General features: G+C 64.6%; 2 protein-coding genes (1 of these 2 cut by a window edge). Both read right to left on the minus strand.

Annotated features, from left to right (window positions below):
• Positions 1 to 16374, minus strand: a complete 16374-nt coding sequence (locus HX830_RS12730) for an amino acid adenylation domain-containing protein (RefSeq protein ID WP_371317493.1) — start codon at positions 16372 to 16374, stop codon at positions 1 to 3.
• Positions 16371 to 22735: the final stretch of a syringopeptin non-ribosomal peptide synthetase SypA gene (sypA, locus tag HX830_RS12735; RefSeq protein WP_177100508.1), read on the minus strand. It continues 9751 nt past the right edge of the window; 6365 of the gene's 16116 nt are visible here — the last part of the coding sequence; the start codon falls outside the window, past its right edge — the gene reads right to left on this strand; its stop codon occupies positions 16371 to 16373. Before sypA ends, HX830_RS12730 begins: the two co-directional genes overlap by 4 nt.

Raw genomic sequence — 22735 nt, forward strand, 5'->3', positions numbered from 1 at the left:
TCAGATACGGCGTTTGCGATTGAGCATCGGAATCTTCGTCTGCGGTACCTCCAGCCGTTGGGTGGTGCCCACCGAGGCGGCCACCTGGATCAGCGTCGGCTGGCCGAACAACACCCGCACATCGGCTTCCAGATTGGCCTGGCGCATCCGCTCGATCAGGCTCACCGCCAGTAACGAATGGCCGCCCAGCTCGAAGAAGTGGTCGTGGCGCCCCACCCGTTCGACCTTGAGCAAATCGGCCCAGAGTGCCGCCAACCGGACTTCCACGTCACCCACCGGGGCTTCGTAGACACGCGAGGCGTAGGCGCTGCTGTCCGGCACCGGCAGGGCCTTGCGGTCGAGCTTGCCGTTGGGAGTCAGCGGCAAGGCGTCGAGCTGCATATAGGCCGCCGGCAGCATATAGTCCGGCAGCAGTCCTTGCAGATAAGCCCGCAGGGTGCCGCTGTCCGGCACCACACCGACGTTGGCCAGGGTGAAATACGCCACCAGGCGGGTTTCACCCGGCACATCTTCACGGGCCATCACCACCGACTCCTGAACCTCGGGCTGTTTGGCCAGGCGCGCTTCGATCTCGCCCAGTTCGATACGGAAACCACGGATCTTCACCTGGTCGTCGTTACGGCCCAGGTATTCGATATTGCCGTCCGCCAGGTAACGACCCAGGTCGCCGGTGCGGTACATCCGGGCATTTGGCGTGATGGCGAACGGGTCCTGGAGAAAGCGTTCGGCAGTCAGGTCATCACGGTTCAGGTAACCCCGGGCCACGCCGGCGCCGCCGATATAGATTTCACCCGGAACACCCAGCGGAACGGGCTGTTGCTGCTCGTCCAGTAGGTAGAACCGGGTGTTGCCCACCGGTTTGCCGATATGCGGGGCAAAGCCGTCTTCGCGATCCATCGCCACCCAGCTTGAGTAGGTGGTGGTTTCCGAAGGGCCATAGAGGTTGCACAGGCGTTGGACGCCGGTCTTCTCGAACAGCGATTCCACCAGGCTGCGTTTAAGGGCTTCGCCCGCCACGTTGACCGTGTGCACCGATTTCGGCACGCCGCCCACTTCCAGCAGGGCCTTGAGCGCGGATGGAACGGTGTTGATCAAACCAATATCATGTTCGCCGTGTTGCAGTTCCAGGACGTTTTTCACTACGTCGATGCTGCCGCCCGAGGTCAGAGGGGCGAAGCACTCATAGACCGCCAGGTCGAAGTTCAGCGAGGTGGAGAACAATGTCTTGTTCAACGCCGAACCGTCGAAAGCCTTGTGGGCCCAGGTCAGGAAGTTGACGGTATTGCGGTGTTCGATCATCACGCCCTTGGGCAGACCGGTCGAACCCGAGGTGTAGATCAGATAGGCCAGATGCGCCGAAGTCAGCCCCGGCACCTGCGGATTCTGGGCGGACTCATCCTGCCAGGTGTCCTGGTCGAGATTGATCACGGGCGCCGTAACGCCCGCCAGCAAATCACGGGTAGCCGCTTGTGCCAGGATCGCCGCCGGGGCGCTGTCCTGCAACATATAGGCAATCCGCTCCGCCGGATAAGCCGGGTCCAATGGTACATAACCGCCGCCTGCCTTGAGAATCGCCAGCAGCCCGACAACCATCTCAGCCCCACGCTCAACACAGATCCCCACCCGAGAATCCGGCCGCACACCCTGCTTACGTAGGGTATGCGCCAGGCGGTTGGCCTGCTCATTGAGTTCGCGATAGCTCAGACGACGCTCGCCATGCACCACCGCCAGGGTCTCCGGCGTACGCTGCACCTGCGCCTCGAACAACCCATGAATGGTCTGCGCCTGCGGGTAATCCAGCGCGGTGGCGTTGAGCCCGAACAACAACTGCTCACGCTCAGTCGCCGGCAACACCGACAGCCGTCCCAGCGGCACCTCGGCGTTCAGCTCCAGGGCATCCACCACACTCGCCAGCGCGACCTGCATATAACCGCAGACCCGTTGCGCATCGACGCCGGCAGTCGCCTGTACCGTCAGACTGAAGCCCACGTCGTTATCGTCCACCGACAGCGTCAGCGGATAGTTGGTGCGCTCGCCGCCCCCCAGGCTTTCGATACCCTGCCAGGCATCCAGCGCCTGCTGGCTGACCTCACCGGCACCGTGCCGATAGTTGAGCAAGGCGCTGAACAGCGGCGTCGGCGCCGGCACCCCGCTGCAACGCTGGGCCAGGGCCAGGGACGCATGCTCATGGCCCAGCAGCGCCGTCAGCCGGCCATGGGCCGCCTTGAGCGCGGCCCGCGTGCCCAAGGCGCCAAGGTCCAGACGTAGCGGCAAGGTGTTGATAAACATCCCCAGCGCCCGATCCGCGCCCGCGCCGCCCTGCATCCGGCCCAGCAGCACGGTACCGAACACGACTTTCTCGCGTCGGCAGAGGCGGCCCAGCACCAAGCCCCAGGCCAGGTGCACCAGGCTTGCCGCGCTGACACCCGATTGCCGGGCACGGCCACGCAGGCGCTGGGACAGCCCAAGGTCCAGCGTCAGGTGGGCTTCGGCGATCGCCTGTTGGTCACCCCGCACTTCCTGCTGTTCGAACGGCAGGGTCGGCTCGTCGATATCGCCGAGCATCTCGCGGAAGAAGGTTTCGTGGGCCTCCTGGCTGACACCCAGGCGGGCCTGGGCCACATAGTTGCGATACGGCATGGCCGGCGCCAATGGCGTCGCCTGCCCACGCAGGCTGGCCTGCATTTCCTGTTGCACCACGGCTATCGTGGTGTGGTCGATGGCAATGTGATGGAACAGCAGCACGCCCACCCAGCGCTGGTTGAGCGTATCTTCGCTGACCGCCAGGTGCAGCAGCGGCGCCTGTTGCAGATTCAGGCGCAAGTGCGCCGGATCGAAGCGCTGCAGCAGTTGTGCCAGCGGTCCGGCGTCTCCCGGGGTCGACTCAAGGAACTCGACCATCAGCCGGGTCTGGCGCCAGACCACTTGCACCGGTGTCTCCAGCCCTTCCCAGACGATCGAGGTGCGCAACACATCGTGACGATCGATCACGCTTTGCAGCGCCCGGATAAAGTCATCCAGGCGTTGGCGGCTGTCGAAGCTGAACTGCGATTGCAGCACATAGGGATCACCTTCGCCGGCCGACAGGTGATGGAACAGGATGCCCTCCTGCAATGGCGCCAGCGGGTAGATATCCTGCACATTGGCGGCACCGCCAGGCACCGTTTCCACCACCCGGTCGATCTGTGCCTGGGTCAGGCTGACCAGTGGCAACAGGTCCGGGGTGATGTGTTCACAGCGTTCGGGGATCAGGTTGGCCGGCACCACGATTTCCGTGCTGCCGCCCGCCGCCGCGGCCAATGCCGACAGGGTCGGCTGGCCGAACAGTACCCGCACATCGGCGCTCAGGCCGACCTGGCGCATGCGTTCGATCAGCGTCACGGCCAATAGCGAGTGACCGCCGAGTTCGAAGAAGTTGTCGTGCCGCCCTACGCGCTCGACCTTGAGCAGTTCCGCCCAGAGTTGCGCCAGTACGGTTTCGGCTTCCCCTTGTGGAGCCTCGTATTCACGGCTGATCAATGCGCCACCATCTGGCGCCGGCAACGCCTTGCGATTCAGCTTGCCGTTAGGCGTCAGTGGCAGTGCATCGAGCTGCACGTAGGCGGCTGGGACCATGTACTCCGGCAATGCGCCTTGCAGATGGCCACGCAGGCTTTCGATCTCCAACACGGTTTCAGGCTGCTGCGCGGTGACGTAGGCCACGAGGCGTTTTTCGCCCGGGTTGTCCTCCCGAGCCAGGACTACGCTTTCCTTGACCCCAGGATAAGCAGCCAGGCGCGCTTCGATTTCGCCCAGTTCGATCCGGAAACCACGGATCTTCACCTGGTCGTCGTTACGGCCCAGGTATTCCACCGTGCCGTCCGGCAGATAGCGACCGAGGTCGCCGGTGCGGTACATACGACCGACATTGAACGGGTCGTCGAGGAAACGCTCGGCGCTCAGTTCGGGGCGATTCAGGTAACCGCGAGCCACCTGCACACCACCGATATACAACTCGCCTGCCACACCCAGCGGTACTGGCTGACGACTGGCGTCCAGCAGGTAGATCTTCGTATTCGCCACCGGTTTGCCAATAGGCGTGTTGTCCGGGGTTTCGTCCAAAGGACCGGCACAATCCCAAGCCGTCACGTCTACCGCCGCTTCGGTTGGACCGTAGAGGTTGAACAGGCCGACTTCCGGCAACTGCTGCTTGAAGCGCCGCACCAGATGGCCCGGCAAGGCTTCACCGCTGCACATTACCCGCAGCAGGCCACTGTCCCCGGCCTCGCCATGGGCGAGGAACAGATCCAGCATCGACGGCACGAAGTGCAAGGTGGTGATCTTCTGCTCGCGAATCACTTCGCGCAGATAGCCCGGGTCACGATGACCACCCGGACGCGCCATCACCAGCCGTGCGCCGTTGAACAGCGGCCAGAAGAATTCCCAGACCGACACGTCGAAGCTGAATGGCGTCTTCTGCAACACGCTGTCCGAAGCATTCAGGCCGTATTCGTCCTGCATCCACAGCAAGCGGTTGACCACGCCACGGTGTTCGTTCATCACGCCTTTCGGCTGGCCGGTCGAGCCGGAGGTGTAGATCACGTAAGCCAGATGCTCGGGACGGACTTCAGCGCGCAACGGGTTGCTATCTGGTTGTGCGAGGAAACCTTCACGTTCGGCATACTCAGGATCGAGCAACAGCACCGGTACGTTGCTGGCTGGAAGCAGCGCACGCAAAGCCTCTTGGCTGAGGACCACCGCCGGGGCGCAGTTCTCCAGCATGTAAGTCAAACGATCAATCGGGTAATCCGGGTCCAGCGGCACATAAGCGGCGCCAGCTTTGAGAATACCCATCAACCCCGCGACCATTTCCAGGCTACGGTCGACACAGATCGCCACCCGATCATCAGGGCCGATGCCCAGACCGATCAGACGATGAGCGATACGGTTGGCCTGACGGTTGAGTGCGTCATAAGTCAGACTGCCCTTCTCGTCCACAACCGCTACTGCGTCACCACAAGTGGCAACCCGAGCTTCGAACAGGCCATGCAAGGTCAGATCCTGCGGATAGTCGACCGCAGTGGCATTGAAGGCTTCCAACAACTGCCGACGTTCAGCCTCCGGCAGCACCGACAAGTCCTGCAATGGCGCCTGGGGCGTCTGCTCCAGGGCATCGACCAGGCTGTGCAAGGCCCGCTGCATATAGGCGCAGATTCGCTCAGCCGCAATCAGCGGAACAGTCTGGGCGGTCAACAGGAAGTCTTCGCCCTGGTCATCGACGTTGAGGGTCAGCGGATAGTTGGTGCGCTCCTCACCGCCCAGGGCCTGCATGCCGTGCCAGGCCGTCAGCGCCTCGTCCGTCACGACAACGCTGCTGTGACGGTAGTTGAGCAAGGCGCTGAACAACGGCAGCGGCGCGCTGACAGCGCTGCAACGCTGGGCCAGCGCCAGGGACGCATGCTCATGGCCAAGCAACGCGGTCAGTTCGTCGTGGGTGGTCTTGACCCCTTCCCGTGCGCTACGAGCGCCGAGGACCACCCGCAGAGGCAAGGTATTGATAAACATGCCCAAGGCGCGGTCGGCCCCTTCGCCGCCCTGCATCCGGCCCATCAGCACCGTACCGAAGACCACGTCGTCGCGGGCCGAAACCCGGCCCAGTACCTGGGCCCAGGCCAGATGCACCAGGCTGGCGGCACTTACCCCCAGTTGACGGGCCTGGACTCGCAAACGGCGACCCAGCGCAACCCCAACAGGCAGACGGGCTTCATCGATGCCTTGAACATCAGCCAGCTGCAAGCCAAACGGCAGGGTCGGTTCGTCGACAGTACCGAGCCGTTCGCGGAAGAAGCGCTCGTGCTCCTCCTGGCTCACGCCCAGGCGGGCCTGGGCCACATAGTTGCGATACGGAACCGGCGCGCCCAGTTGCGCCTGCTGCCCCAGCAGATAGGCCTGCATCTCGTGCTGCACCACATCCATCGCGGTATGGTCCATCGCCAGGTGATGAAACAGCAGCAAGGCCAGCCAACGCTGGTTTTGCGTATCCCAGGCCTGGATCAGCCGCAGCATCGGTGCCTGGCGAATATCCAGGCGGTAGTCCCGCGAGTCGAAACGCTGATGCAGCTGGCTCGCCACATCAACGCCCTGCGGGTCCGGTTCCAGGCTCTCGCGCACCAGCTGCGCCTGACGCCAGACCACCTGCACCGGCTCGTCGAGGCTTTCCCAGACCAGCGCGGTGCGCAGGATGTCATGGCGCTGGATCACGAACTGCAAGGCGCTGGCGAATTCTTCCAGGCGCTCCAGGTTGTCGAAGGCGAACTGCGATTGCAGCACGTAGGGATCGCCCTGTTCCGCGCTGAGGTGGTGATAGAGGATGCCGGCCTGCAACGGCGCCAGGGCATAGATATCCTGGACGTTGGCAACGCCCCCCGGCACCGTGGCGACGATCCGGTCGATGGCGGCCTGGTCCAGGTTCGCCAGCGGCAACAGTTCGGGGGTGATACGCGAGCAATCGAGGGTAATGCCATTGGCCGGCACGCGAATTTCACGACCACTGCCCACCGCCGCGGCCAGCGCCGCCAGGGTCGGCTGGCTGAACAGCACCCGGACATCGGCGCTCAGGCCGGCCTGGCGCATACGCTCGATCAGCGTCACCGCCAGCAATGAATGCCCGCCCAGTTCGAAGAAGTGGTCATGTCGACCGACCTGCTCGACCTTGAGCAGCTCGGACCATAACTGCGCCAGCAAGGTCTCGGTTGCTCCCTCGGGCGCCTCGTAGCCACGGCTGATCAACGCCCGTTCATCCGGCGCCGGCAGGGCCTTGCGATCCAGCTTGCCGTTGGCCGTCAGCGGCAGGCGCTCAAGGCGCACATAGGCCATGGGCACCATATATTCCGGCAACTGCCCGTGCAAATGCCCGCGCAACGCGTCGATCCGCTCCACCGCCCCGACAAAGGCCGGGGTGAAATAGGCCACCAGGCGCTTGTCGCCCGGGGTCTCTTCGCGGCACAGCACCACGGCTTCCTTGACCTCGGGATGTTCGGCCAGGCGCGCTTCGATCTCGCCCAGTTCGACCCGGAAGCCACGGATCTTCACCTGGTCGTCATTACGCCCCAGGTATTCCAGGTTGCCGTCGGCACGCCAGCGCGCCAGGTCGCCGGTGCGATACAAGCGCGCCTGCGGGTCGCTGTCGAACGGGTCGGCGACAAATTTTTCCCGGGTCAACTCATCCCGGTTCAGGTACCCCTTGGCCACGCCCAGGCCACCGATATACAGCTCACCGATCACCCCCAGCGGCACGGGCTGGGCCTGGGCATCGAGCACATAAAGACGGCCGTTGCCCACCGGCCGGCCAATCGGCAGGCTGCCGCGGTCCGCCCGGGTGATTTCATAGGTTGCGGAAAAGGTCGTGGCTTCGGTCGGGCCGTAGCCATTGAGCAGGTGCTCGGGAGCGGCGTTCTCCAGGACCCGTGCGATAACCGCCGGGTCCAGCACATCGCCGCCGACAATCAGGTAACGCAGGCGCGAGAAGGCGTCGCCCAGGCCCGCGGCGTATTGATGGAACAGGCCGGCGGTCATCCACAGCACCGTGACCGACTGTTCCAGCAGCAGGCGCTGGAAGTTTTCCGGGGAGAGCAAGTCGGCCTGGCCGATCACCACCACGCAACCGCCATTGAGCAGCGGCGCCCAGACGTCGAGGGTGCTGGCGTCGAATGCCGGGTTGGAGGCAAAGGCCACCCGATCCCGGGCATTGAAGTCGGCATAACCGTTGTTGATCACCAGGCGGCTGATGGCCCGATGCGGCACCAGAACACCCTTGGGGGTGCCGGTGGAGCCGGAGGTGTACATGATGTAGGCCACGCTTTCGCTGGACTGCGGCATCGCCAGGTCATCGCCGTCCAGGCGTTCCAGACTCAGATGATCGAGGTCCACACATTGTACCTTGGTGACCAGCGGCACCTCGCGGCGAGTCAGCAGGACCCGGGCCTGGCTGTCCTCGATCATGAAACCCTGGCGCTCGACCGGGGCGTTGATATCCAGCGGCACATAGACCGCGCCGCACTTGAGCACCGCCAGTTGGCTGACCAGCAGCTCATGGGAGCGTTCCAGCAGGATCGCCACGCTGTCGCCCGGTTGTACACCGAGACCGCGCAGATGGCGGGCCAGGCGGTTGGCCCGGGTGTTGAGTTCGGCGTAGGTCAGCGACACGCCATCGTGGATCGCCGCGCAAGCCTCGGGACGCGCCCGCACCTGGGCTTCGAACAGGCCATGGACGGTTTGCGTCCGTGGATAGTCGCGAGCGCTGGCATTGAACCCTACCAGCAGTTGCTCGCGCTCATCGGCGGGCAGGATCGACAGCCGCTCCAGCGGCAAGGCCGGCGTTTCCTCCAGCGCCTCTACCAGACTTTCCAGGGCGCTGAGCATATAGCCGCAGACCCGTTGTGCCCCGGTACCGGCCAAGGTACCGACGTGCAGGGCGAAGTCTTCGCCCAGATCGTCCACCGACAGGGTCAGCGGGTAGTTGGTGCGTTCTTCGCCACCGAGCATCTCGATGCCGTTCCAGGCCGGCAGGTCGCTGCTGCCACTCGCCAGGTGTCGATAGTTCAGCAGCGCGCTGAACAACGGGGTCGGCGCCGCCACGCCGCTGCAACGTTGCGCCAGGGTCAGCGGCGCATGTTCGTGACCGAGCAGAGCGGTAAGGCGTGAGTGGGTGGCCTTGACCCCTTCACGTACACCCAGCCCACCCAGTGCCACCCGCAGCGGCAGGGTATTGATAAACATACCGAGTGCACGGTCGGCGCCCTCGCCGCCTTGCAGGCGACCGAGCAGGACGGTGCCGAACACCACTTCGTCCTTGCTCGAGACCGCACCGAGCACACGGGCCCAGGCCAGGTGGCAAAGGCTCGCGGCACTGACGCCCAATTGCCGGGCCTGGGTCCGCAGGCGGCGGCTGAGGCCGCTGTCCACGGCACAGCGGGCTTCTTCGATATCCTGGCCGTCGCCCTGCACATCCTGCAGGCCGAAGGGCAAGGTCGGTTCGTCGATATCGCCGAGCATTTCACGGAAGAACTGCTCGTGCTCGGCCTGGCTCACACCGAGGCGCGATTGGGCCACATAGTTGCGGTACGGGATCGAGGCCGGCAGTTGCGCCTGGCGATCCTGCATATGGGCTTCGATTTCGCCCACCAACGCCCCCAGGGAGGTGGCGTCGTTGACCAGGTGGTGGTACTGCAACAGGCCGATCCAGCGTTGGTTGGACGGGTCCTGTGCATAGTCGAGCTGCAGCATCGGCGCCCGACGGATATCCAGGCGGGTCTGCGGAGAATCGAGGCGCCCGCGCAGTTGTCCGGCGGTATCACCGGCGAGCGGGTCCGGCGACACTTCGTGCAGCGCCAGGGTCGCCTGGCGCCAGACCACTTGCAGCGGCGTATCGAGGCCTTCCCAGACCACCGCGGTGCGCAGGATATCGTGGCGTGCAATCACTCCTTGCAGGGCCCGGGCGAAGGCGTCGAGCCGGTCGCGGCTGTCGAAGGCGAACAGCGCGTGTTGCAGATACGGGTCGACATGGTCCACGGCCAGGTGATGGTGATAGAGGATGCCTTCCTGCAGCGGCGCCAACGGGTAGATATCCTGCACGTTCGCCGCGCCGCCCGGCACCTTAGCCACAACCCGGTCGATAGCGGCCTGGTCGAGAGTGACCAGCGGCAGCATGTCCGGGGTGAGGTGCGCGCAAGGGGTCGGGATGGCATTGGCCGGGACGACGATTTCACGCCCACCGCCCACGGCAGCAGCCAGGGCCGCAAGAGTCGGCTGGCTGAACAGCACGCGGACATCAGCGCTCAGGCCGGCCTGACGCATGCGTTCGATCAGGCTGACGGCCAGCAACGAATGGCCGCCCAGGTCGAAGAAGTGATCGTGGCGCCCGACCTGCTCGACATTGAGCAGCTGCATCCAGATCCGTGCCAGGATGGTTTCGGTTTCGCCCTGGGGCGCTTCATAACCACGGCGGATCAGCGCATCGCCGTCCGGGGTCGGCAGGGCCTTGCGGTCGAGTTTGCCGTTGGGGGTCAGCGGCATGGCCTCAAGCAGCACGTAGATGGCGGGAACCATGTACTCCGGCAACTGCTCTTGCAGATGGCTGCGCAGAGATTCGATATCGACTGAAGTCTGCCCGGCCGCCAGGGTGTAATAGGCCACCAGGCGCTTGTCGCCCGGAATATCCTCGCGGGCCGTGACCACGGCTTCGTGGACGGTCGGGTGTTTGGCCAGGCGGGCGTCGATCTCGCCCAGTTCGATACGGAAACCGCGGATCTTCACCTGGTCGTCGTTACGACCAAGGTATTCGATATTGCCGTCCGGCAGGTAACGGCCGAGGTCGCCGGTGCGATACATCCGCGCCGAGGCTTCCCGGCTGAACGGGTCGTTGAGGAAACGTTCGGCGGTCAGGTCTTCACGGTTCAGATAACCCCGTGCCACACCGGCGCCGCCGATGTAGATTTCACCCGGAACACCCAGCGGAACGGGCTGTTGCTGTTCATCCAGCAGGTAGAACTGGGTGTTGCCGACGGGTTTGCCGATATGGGGGGCGAAACCGTCCTCGCGATCCATCGACACCCAACTTGAGTAGGTGGTGGTTTCCGACGGGCCGTAAAGGTTGCACAGGCGTTGGACGCCGGTCTTCTCGAACAGCGATTCCACCAGACTGCGTTTCAGCGCTTCGCCGGCGACGTTGACCGTGTGCACCGATTCCGGCAAGCCATCGACTTCCAGCAACGCCTTGAGCGCCGATGGCACTGTGTTGATCAGGCCGATATCGTGCTCGCCCTGTTGCAACTCCAGAACGTTTTTCACCACCTCGATGCTGCCGCCTGAGGTCAAGGGGGCGAAGCATTCGTACACCGCCAGGTCGAAGTTCAGCGAAGTCGAGAACAACGTTTTTTCCAACGCCGGACCGCCGAAAGCGGCATGGGCCCAGGTCAGGAAGTTCACGGTGTTGCGGTGTTCGATCATCACGCCCTTGGGCAGACCAGTCGAACCCGAGGTGTAGATCAAGTACGCCAGATGCGCCGACGTCAGCCCCGGCACCTCAGGATTCTGGACGGATTCTTCCTGCCAAGTGCCCTGATCGAGATTGATGACCGGCACCGAAACACCCGCCAGCAAATCACGGGTTGCGGTCTGCGCCAGTACGGCCGCCGGAGCACTGTCCTGCAACATATAGGCAATCCGCTCCGCCGGGTAAGCCGGGTCCAACGGCACATAACCGCCACCCGCCTTGAGAATCGCCAGCAAGCCGACGACCATCTCCGCCCCGCGCTCGACACAGATCCCGACCCGTGAGTCCGGCTGCACACCCTGTTTACGCAAGGTATGCGCCAGACGGTTGGCTTGCTCGTTAAGCACGCGATAAGTCAGGCGGCGCCCGCCATGCACCACGGCCAAGGCGTCCGGCGTACGCTGCACCTGCGCTTCGAACAAACCATGGACGGTCTGCGCCTGCGGATAATCCAGCAGCGTGTCGTTGAACGACACCAGCAGTTGTTCACGCTCGTCAGCCGGCAGGATCGACAGGCCACTCAGTGGCGCCTCGGGGTTCTGCTCCAGCGCCTGGAGCAGATGCTCCAGTGCCGCCTCCATATAGGCGCAGACCCGCATGGCGCCGACTTCGGCGTTGACCTGCACATTCAGGCTGAAGCCCTCGCCCAGGTCATCGACGTTCAAGGTCAACGGATAGTTGGTACGTTCCTCACCACCAAGGGTCTCGATACCCTGCCAGGCCAGAGCGGCTTCTTCGGAAACACTGCCGACGGCACTGTGACGGTAGTTGAGCAAGGCGCTGAACAATGGTGTCGGCGCGGCCACGCCGCTGCAACGCTGGGCCAGGGCCAGGGACGCATGTTCGTGCCCCAGCAGCGCGGTCAGTCGCGCATGGGTCGCCTTGACCCCGGCACGCGCGCCCTGCCCGCCCACGGCCACCCGCAGCGGCAAGGTATTGATAAACATCCCCAGCGCGCGGTCGGCCCCCTCGCCGCCCTGCATCCGGCCCATCAACACGGTGCCGAAGACCACGTCCTGCTTGCCCGAAACCTTGCCCAATACCTGGGCCCAGGCCAGGTGATGCAAGCTGGCCGCGCTCACGCCCAACTGCCGGGCACGAGCCCGCAGGCGCAGGCTCAGCGCCGGCGACAGCACGCGGGTGGCTTCCTCGATGGAATGACCGTCGCCCTGCACATCCTGCAAACCGAACGGCAGTGTCGGCTCGTCGATATCGCCCAGCATCTCGCGGAAGAACGCTTCGTGTTCCTCCCGACGCCCACCCAGGCGCGCCTGGGCCACATAGTTGCGATACGGCACCGGGCAGCCCAACTGCGCGGCCTGCCCCAGCAGGTGTGCCTGGATTTCATGACGGACCACTTCCAGGGCGGTGTGGTCCAGGGCCATATGATGGAAGCGCAGCATCGCCACCCAGCGCTGCTCGGCTTCATCTTCGGCAAACACCAGTTGCATCAGTGGCGCTCGGGTCACGTCCAGGCGCGAGTGACGGGTGTCGAAACGCTCCTTGAGCTGGCTGGCTACATCACCGGCACGCGGGTCAAGCTCCAGGGCCTCGCGGTGCAGGCGGGCCTGGCGCCAGACCACCTGGACCGGCTCTTCCAGGCCCTGCCAGAGCACGGCGGTGCGCAGGATGTCATGGCGATCGATAACCTGTTGCAACGCCAGGGCGAAAGCGTCCAGGCGCTGGCGGTCCGGCACCGTGAACAGTGCATGGAGGACGTAGGGATCGCCGCTGCCGGCAGACAGATGGTGATAGAGAATGCCTTCCTGCAACGGCGCCAGCGGATAGATATCCTGCACATTCGCCGCGCCACCGGGCACGTTCGCGACAATCTGTTCGATGGCGGCCTGGTCGAGGTTGACCAGGGGCAGCATCTCCGGGGTGATACGCTCGCAGCCTGCCGGAATGGCATTGGCCGGAACGACGATTTCCCGCCCGCCGCCCACGACAGTGGCCAGAGCGGCCAGGGTCGGCTGACTGAAAAGCGCCTGCACATCGACACTGAGCCCGGCCTGGCGCATATGGCCGATCAGGCTGACGGCCAGCAGCGAATGGCCGCCCAGTTCGAAGAAGTGATCATGACGTCCGACCTGCTCGACCTTGAGCAGGTCGCTCCAGATCCGTGCCAGGGTGATTTCGGTTTCGCCTTGGGGCGCTTCGTAGCCACGACGGACCAGCGCATCGCTGTCCGGGGCTGGCAGGGCCTTGCGGTCGAGCTTGCCGTTGGGGGTCAGCGGCAGCTTGTCCAACACAACGTAGATGGCCGGGACCATGTACTCCGGCAGCTTTTCCTGCAGATGACGGCGCAGGCTGTCGATATCGACCGAGGTATGTCCATCGGCCAGGGTGTAATAGGCCACCAGACGCTTGTCGCCCGGAATATCTTCGCGGGCCGTGACCACGGCTTCGTGGACCGCCGGATGTTTGGCCAGGCGGGCATCGATCTCGCCCAGTTCGATACGGAAACCACGGATTTTCACCTGGTCGTCGTTACGGCCGAGGTACTCGATATTGCCGTCCGGCAGATAGCGGCCGAGGTCGCCGGTGCGGTACATCCGGGCATTCGGCGTGGTTGCGAACGGATCCTGGAGGAAGCGTTCGGCGGTCAGGTCGTCGCGGTTCAGGTAACCCCGTGCCACACCGGCGCCGCCAATGTAGATTTCACCCGGAACACCTAACGGGACGGGCTGTTGCTGCTCGTCCAGCAGGTAGAACTGGGTGTTGCCCACCGGTTTGCCGATATGCGGGGCGAAGCCGTCCTGGCGATCCATCGCTACCCAGCTTGAATAGGTGGTGGTTTCCGAAGGGCCATAGAGGTTGCACAGGCGTTGGACGCCGGTCTTCTCGAACAGTGACTCCACCAGGCTGCGTTTAAGGGCCTCGCCGGCGACGTTGACCGTGTGCACCGATTTCGGCAGACCATCGACTTCCAGCAGCGCCTTCAAGGCTGAGGGTACGGTGTTGACCAGACCGATATCGTGTTCGCCCTGTTGCAGCTCCAGAACGTTTTTCACCACCTCGATGCTGCCGCCCGAAGTCAGCGGTGCAAAGCACTCGTAGACCGCCAGGTCGAAGTTCAGCGAGGTGGAGAACAAGGTCTTGTTCAACGCCTCATCACCGAAAGCGGCGTGAGCCCAGGTCAGGAAGTTCACGGTATTGCGGTGTTCGATCATCACGCCTTTGGGCAGACCGGTCGAACCCGAGGTGTAGATCAGGTAAGCCAGATGCGCTGAGGTCAGCCCTGGCACCTGCGGATTCTGGACGGATTCGTCCTGCCAGGTGTCCTGGTCGAGATTGATCACGGGCACCGTAACGCCCGCCAACAATGCCTGGGTAGCCGACTGAGCCAGCACCGCCGCCGGAGCGCTGTCCTGCAACATATAGGCAATCCGCTCCGCCGGATAAGCCGGGTCCAGCGGCACATAACCGCCGCCCGCCTTGAGAATCGCCAGCAACCCGACAACCATCTCGGCCCCACGCCCGACACAGATCCCGACCCGAGAATCCGGCTGCACACCCTGCTTGCGCAACGCATGGGCCAAACGGTTGGCCTGCTCGTTAAGCTCGCGATAGCTCAGGCGCTGTTCGCCATGCACCACCGCCAAAGCATCCGGCGTACGCTCAACCTGCGCCTCGAACAACCCGTGAATGGTCTGTTCCCGCGGATAATCCAGTGCCGTATCGTTGAACCCCACCAGCAACTGTTCGCGCTCATCGGCCGGCAGGATCGAGAGGCTGTTGAGCGCCGAAGTCGAAGCCCGCTCCAGGGCCTGGACCAACTGCTCCAACGCCGTCTGCATATACCCGCAGACCCGCTGCGCACCGATACCGGCAAGCGCCTGCACATTCAGGCTGAAACCTTCGCCCAGGTCATCCAGGGACAGGATCAGCGGATAGTTGGTGCGTTCTTCGCCCCCCAACACCTCGATCCCTTCCCACAGCTGCACCGCCTCCCCCGTCACCGCCTCAGCAGAACTGTGCCGGTAGTTGAGCAAGGTGCTGAACAACGGCGTCGGCGCGGCCACGCCGCTGCAACGCTGGGCCAGGGACAACGAGGCGTGCTCGTGACCGAGCAACGCGGTCAGCCGCGCATGGGTCGCCTTGACCCCGGCCCGCACATCCTGCTCGCCCACGGCAACCCGCAGCGGCAAGGTATTGATAAACATCCCCAGGGCCCGGCGAACCCCTTCGCTGCCGCGCATCCGCCCCAGCAGCACGGTGCCGAACACCACATCGTTGCGCCCGCACAGGCGCCCGAGCACCTGGGCCCAGGCCAGGTGATGCAGGCTCGCCGCACTCACACCCTGCTGCCGGGCCTGGGCCCGCAGGCGCCGGCTCAGCTCGGCGGGCAAGGTCTGGGTCGCTTCTTCGACACCATGACCGTCGCCGCGCACATCCTGAATGCCGAACGGCAGGGTCGGCTCGTCGATATCACCGAGCATCTCGCGGAAAAACGCTTCGTGCTGCTGGCTGCTGACCCCGAGTCGGGCCTGGGCCACATAGTTGCGATACGGCACCGGCTCGCCCAGGGCCTGGGCCTGGCCGTACAGGTGCGCATGGATTTCCTGCTGCACCACTTCCAGGGCCGCGTGGTCGATGGCGATGTGATGGAACAGCAGCATTGCCACCCAGCGCTGGTTGGCCGCATCGTGGGCGAAGGCCAGGCGCAGCAAAGGCGCCTGGCTGATATCGAGACGGTAGTGGCGCGGGTCGAAGCGTTGTCGTAGTTGCTCGCCAGCCGCGCCGGCAGCGGGGTCGATCTCGATTTCAGTGAGGACCAGCCGCGCCTGGCGCCAGACCACCTGCACCGGTTCGTCCAGGCCTTCCCAGACCACGCTGGTGCGCAGGATGTCGTGACGGTCGATCACCTGCTGCAAGGCCGTGGTGAACTCGTCGAAACGAGCCCGGCTGGCAATCGCGAACTGCGCCTGCAGGACGTAGGGATCACCCTGCCCGGCGGCGATATGGTGATAGAGGATGCCTTCCTGCAACGGTGCCAGCGGGTAGATGTCCTGCACATTGCCGACACCACCGGGGACGCTGGCGACGATATGCTCGATGGCCGCCTGGTCGAGCCGGACCAGGGGCAGCATGTCCGGGGTGATGCGCGCGCAGCCGGCAGGGATCGCCTGGGCCGGAATCTCCACTTCCCCGGCCTTGCCGCTGGAATACTCGCCGGCATTGATCAGTTCGATCAACGCCGCCTTGTTCTCGCGCAACATCGCCAGCACGGCGGGCTCGGTGAGGGACTGTCGCCTGCCGCTGACGACCAGTTGGTCGCCCTTGACGGCAAGTTGCACATCTTTCTCTTTCAGTATTGCCAACAGTTCGATCACGCTCACAGAACAATCTCCATTCTTTCCGTCGTTGCCGCGTATTCCGAGAGGGTGGGGTGTTCGAACAGGGTCCTGACATCGGCTTCCAGGCCTTCCTGGCGCATGCGTTCCATCAGGCTCACGGCGAGCAGCGAATGGCCGCCCAGTTCGAAGAAGTGGTCATGCCGACCGACCTGGGCGATACCCAGCAAGGTTTGCCAGATCTCGGCGATCAGGATTTCGGTCTCGCCTTGCGGGGCTTCGTAGCCGCGACTGATCAGCGCGCCGCCGTCCGGAGCCGGCAGGGCCTTGCGGTCGAGCTTGCCGTTGGGGGTCAGCGGTAGTGCGTCGAGTCGTACGTAGGCCACCGGGACCATATAGGCCGGCAGTTGCCCCAGCAGCCAGCCGCGCAGGCTGTCGATGGCCGGCTCGCTATCCGTGGACTGGACGGTGTAATAGGCCACCAGGCGTTTGTCGCCCGGCACGTCCTCGCGGGCCATGACCACGGCTTCCTGCACCGCCGGATGTTTGGCTAGGCGCGCTTCGATCTCGCCCAGTTCGATACGGAAACCACGGATCTTCACCTGGTCGTCGTTACGGCCCAGGTATTCGATATTGCCATCCGCCAGATAACGACCCAGGTCGCCGGTGCGGTACATCCGTGCCGAGGCGTCCTGGCTGAACGGGTCCTGGAGGAAACGTTCGGCGGTGAGGTCGTCGCGATTGAGGTAACCCCGGGCCACACCGGCGCCACCGATGTAGATTTCACCCGGTACACCCAGCGGAACGGGTTGTTGCTGTTCATCCAGCAGGTAGAACCGGGTGTTGCCCACCGGTTTGCCGATATGCGGGGCAAAACCGTCTTCGCGATCCATCGCTACCCAACTTGAATAGGTGGTGGTTTCCGAAGGGCCATAGAGGTTGCACAGGCGTTGGACGCCGGTCTTCTCGAACAGCGATTCCACCAGACTGCGTTTCAGCGCCTCACCTGCAACGTTGACCGTGTGCACCGACTCCGGCAGGCCGTCGACTTCCAGCAAGGCCTTCAGGGCGGACGGCACAGTGTTGATCAGACCGATATCGTGTTCGCCGTGTTGCAGCTCCAGGACGTTTTTCACCACGTTGATACTGCCGCCCGAGGTCAGAGGGGCAAAGCACTCGTAGACCGCCAGGTCGAAGTTCAGCGAAGTCGAGAACAACGTCTTGTTCAACGCCGAACCACCGTCGAAAGCGGCATGGGCCCAGGTCAGGAAGCTCACCGTGTTGCGGTGTTCGATCATCACTCCTTTAGGCAGGCCGGTCGAACCCGAGGTGTAGATCAGGTACGCCAGATGCGCCGAGGTCAGCCCCGACACCTCTGGATTCTGGACGGACTCGTCCTGCCAGGTGCCCTGATCGAGATTGATCACGGGCACCGAAACCCCTGCCAGCAAGTCACGGGTTGCGGCCTGCGCGAGTACGGCTGCCGGAGCACTGTCCTGCAACATATAGGCAATCCGCTCTACCGGATAAGCCGGATCCAGCGGCACATAACCACCGCCCGCCTTGAGGATCGCCAGCAGGCCGACGACCATCTCGACCCCACGTTCAACGCAGATCCCGACCCGCGAATCCGGCTGCACACCCTGCTTGCGCAACGCATGGGCCAAACGGTTGGCCTGTTCGTTAAGCTCGCGATAGCTCAGGCGCTTCCCGCCATGCACCACCGCCAGGGCCTGCGGCGTACGCTCGACCTGTGCTTCGAACAACCCGTGAATGGTCTGTTCCCGCGGATAATCCAGCGCCGTATCGTTGAACCCCACCAGCAACTGCTCGCGCTCGGCGGCCGGCAGAATCGACAGACTGTCGAGCGCCGTGGCCGGTGACTGTTCCAACGCCCCCACCAGACTTTCCAACGCTGTCTGCATATAGCTGCAAACGCGCCCGGCTCCGACGCTGCCGGTGACCAGCACCGTCAGCTTGAAACCGTCGCCCAGATCGTCGACGTTCAAGGTCAACGGATAGTTGGTGCGCTCCTCGCCACTGAGCACCTCGATACCACGCCAGGCCTCAAGGGCCTCGCCCGATTGTTCCGCCGCGGCACTGTGCCGGTAGTTGAGCAGTGCACTGAACAACGGCAACGGCGCGGCCACCCCGCTGCAACGCTGGGCCAGCACCAACGGCGCATGTTCGTGGCCGAGCAGCGCGGTGAGCCGGGCATGGGTCGCCCGGACCCCGTCCCGCGCGCCCTGCCCGCCCAGGTCCACCCGCAGCGGCAAGGTATTGATAAACATCCCCAGCGCCCGGTCGGCACCCTCGCCGCCCTGCATCCGGCCCATCAGCACGGTACCGAACACCACCGTGCGCTTGCTCGACACCTTGCCCAGTACCTGGGCCCAGGCCAGGTGCACCAGGCTGGCGGCGCTCACCCCCAGTTGACGGGCCTGGGCCCGCAGGCGCAGGTCCAGCCGGCTGTCCAGCGCCAGGCTGCTTTCCTCGATATCGCGACCGTCGCCCTGCACATCCAGCAGGCCGAACGGCAGGGTCGGCTCATCGATATCGCCCAACATCTCGCGGAAGAACCCTTCATGGGCCTCGCGGCTCACACCCAGGCGGGCCTGGGCCACATAGTTGCGATACGGCACGGCGGCACCGAGCTGTCCGGCCAGGCCGAGCAGGTGCGCCTGCATATCCTGGCGCACCACATCCATCGCGGTGTGGTCCAGGGCCATATGGTGGAACAACAGCATCGCCACCCAGCGCTGGTTCGGCGCGTCCTCGGCAAAGACCAGGCGCATCAGCGGCGCCTGGGTCAGGTCCAACCGCGAATGACGTGCGTCGAAGCGTTCATGCAACTGCTCGGCGATATCGCCCTCGGCCGGATCGAGTTCGACCTGCTCCAGATACAACCGTGCCTGGCGCCAGACCACCTGCATCGGTGTCTCCAGCCCTTGCCAGAGCACGGCGGTACGCAGGATGTCATGGCGTTCGATAACGCTTTGCAAGGCGTCGATAAAGGCACTCAGGCGCTCGCGACCGGCCATCTCGAACAGGGTCTGCAAGACGTACGGATCGCCCTGCTCGGCCGCCAGGTGGTGATAAAGAATCCCCTCCTGCAAGGGTGCCAGCGGGTAGATATCCTGCACATTGGTCACCCCGCCCGGCACGCTGGCGACAATACGGTCAATGGCGGCCTGGTCGAGATCGGCCAGGGGCAGCAGGTCCGGCGTGATCCGGGTGCAACCGGCCGGGATGGCATTGGCCGGGACCTTGATTTCAGAGCCCCCACCGACGGCCGCCGCCAATGCGGCCAGGGTCGGCTGGCCGAACAGCACGCGCACATCGGCGCTCAAGCCGGCCTGGCGCATCCGTTCGATCAGGCTGACGGCCAGCAGCGAATGCCCGCCCAGTTCGAAGAAGTGATCGTGACGCCCTACCCGCTCGACCTTGAGCACCTCGGCCCAGATCGCCGCCAGGGTGGTTTCGACCACGCCTTCGGGCGCCTCGTAGCCACGGCTGACCAGTGCCTGGGCATCCGGTGCCGGCAGGGCCTTGCGGTCCAGCTTGCCGTTGGGGGTCAGCGGCAGCGCGTCGAGACGCACGTAGGCCGCGGGCACCATATAGTCCGGCAGACAGGCCTGCAGATGACTGCGCAGGCTTTCGATATCCAGCGTCTGCTGCGACTCGCCCAGGGTGAAATAGGCCACCAGGCGTTTCTCACCGTCGTCCTGCCGTGCCAGCAACACCGCTTCCTGTACCGCCGGGTGCGTGACCAGAGCGGCCTCGATTTCACCCAGTTCGATACGGAAACCACGGATCTTCACCTGACCGTCATTGCGGCCGAGGTACTCCAGGTTACCGTCCGCGTTCCAGCGACCGAGGTCACCGGTGCGGTACAGCAGTGCCCCCGCCTGGGCGCTGAACGGATCGGCGACAAACTGCGTGGCGCTCAATTCCGCCCGGTTCAAATACCCCTTGGCCACGCCCTGCCCGCCGATATACAGCTCGCCGGGCACGCCTACCGCCACCGGTTGGCGACGTGCATCAAGCACGTAGACCTGGCTGTTGCCGATCGGTCGACCGATGGGAATACCGCCGCTGCCCACCGAGGTGATCTCGTAGGTCGCGGAAAAGGTCGTGGCTTCGGTCGGGCCATAGCCGTTGAGCAGATGTTGCGGCGCGCCTTGCGCCAGTACCCGGGCGATGACCGCCGGGTCCAGCACATCACCACCGACAATCAGGTAGCGCAAGCGGGCGAGGACCTCCATCAGGCCGTCGGCATATTGATGGAACAGCCCGGCGGTCAGCCACAGCACGCTGACCGATTGCGCCAGCAGCAGCGCCCGGAACTCATCCTGGGACAGCAATACCGAGTGTTCGACCACCACCACGCAACCGCCATTGAGCAGCGGCGCCCAGACATCCAGGGTGCTGGCGTCGAAAGCCGGGTTGGAGGCGAAGGCCACGCGATCCCGTGCATTGAAGTCGGCGTAGCCGTTGTCGATTACCAGGCGGCCGATGGCCCGGTGCGGGACCAGCACACCCTTGGGCGTGCCGGTGGAGCCGGAGGTGTACATGATGTAGGCGACCGACTCGGCGGTTGCCGCTCGGTCCGGGTTGACCGCCGGCTCTGCGTTGACAGACCGGGTGTCGAGGTCAAGACGCCGTACACCCTGGTCCAGGGTTTCAGCGCTGTAGGTCAGCACCAGCACGGCCTGGCTGTCCTGCACCATAAAGGCCTGGCGTTCGCGTGGGGCATTGATATCCAGCGGCACATAGACCGCCGCGCACTTGAGCACCGCCAGTTGGCTGACCACCAGATCGATGGAGCGCGGCAACAACAGCGCCACGCTCTCCCCAGGCTGCACGCCGAGTTCCAGCAGTTCCGCCGCCAGGCGATTGGCCTGCCGGTTCAACTCGCGGTAACTCAGGCTCGTCGCGTCATGCACCACCGCCGCGGCTTCAGGCGTGCGCTGTACCTGGGCCTCGAACAGAGCGTGCACCGTCGTATGCCGTGGCGAATCGGTGGCGGTGGCGTTGAAACCGACCAGCACCTGCTCACGCTCCGCCGGCGGCAGGATCGACAGGCTGTCCAGCGTCGCCGCCGGGGTCTGTTCCAGCGCCTGGACCAGTTGCGCCACCGCCGCCTGCATATAACCGCACAGGCGTTGCGCACCCACCTCGGCCGTCACCAGTACCGACAGCTTGAAGCCATCGCCCAAGTCATCGACGTTCAGGGTCAGCGGATAGTTGGTGCGCTCCTCGGCGCCAAAAGCTTCAATACCACTCCAGGCCGCTTCATGCTCGGCCGTGGGGGCGGCCACCACACTGTGGCGGTAGTTGAGCAACGCGCTGAACAACGGTGCCGGCGCGGCCACGCCGCTGCAACGCTGGGCCAGCACCAACGGCGCATGTTCGTGCCCGAGCAACGCGGTCAGTTGGCCGTGGGTGGCCTTGAGTCCGGCGAGCACCGTCTGCGTACCGATATCGACCCGCAGCGGCAAGGTATTGATAAACATCCCCAACGCCCGGTCAGCACCCTCGCCCGCCTGAAGGCGGCCCAGCAGTACCGTGCCGAACACCACTTGCTCGCGGCCAGAGACACTGCCCAGCACCCGCGCCCAGGCCAGGTGCATCAGGCTCGCGGCACTGACCCCGGCCTGGCGGGCCTGGGCCCGCAGACGCAGGCTCAACTCCGGCGCCAGGGCCAGGCTGGCCTCTTCGATTTCACGTCCGCCGTCCTGCACATCCTGCAGGCCGAACGGCAGAGTCGGCTCGTCGATATCGCCCAGCACACCACGGAAAAACGCCTCGTGCTGCGCCTGGCTGACACCCAGGCGCGCCTGGGCCACATAGTTGCGATACGGCATCGCTTCGCCCAGGGTATGGGCCTCGCCGAGCAAGTGCGCCTGGATCTCATGCTGGACCACGTCCAGCGCGGTGTGGTCGAGGGCCATATGATGGAACAGCAGCATCGCCAGCCAACGGTCAGCGGCCGCATCGTGGGTAAAGACAATGCGGATCAACGGCGCCTGGCGCACATCGAGGCGGTAGTGGCGCGGATTGAAACGCTGGTGCAGTTGCTCAGCCAGCGGACCGGCCGCCGGATCGAGGAACAGCTCGGTGACTTCCAGCGTGGCCCGCCGCAGGACCACCTGCAACGGTTCGTCGAGCCCTTCCCAGAGCACGGCGGTACGGAGGATGTCGTGACGGTCGATCACCCCTTGCAGGGCGTTGCTGAAATCCTCCAGCCGCGCGCGGTCCCGCAGGCCGAACAGCGCTTGCAGAACATAGGGGTCGCCCTGTTCGGCGCTGATATGGTGATAAAGGATGCCCGCCTGCAACGGTGCCAGCGGGTAGATATCCTGCACATTCCGTGCGCCGCCCGGCACGCTCGCCAGCACCTGGT

This window comes from Pseudomonas gingeri (assembly GCF_013385425.1).
Lineage (GTDB): Bacteria > Pseudomonadota > Gammaproteobacteria > Pseudomonadales > Pseudomonadaceae > Aquipseudomonas > Aquipseudomonas gingeri_D.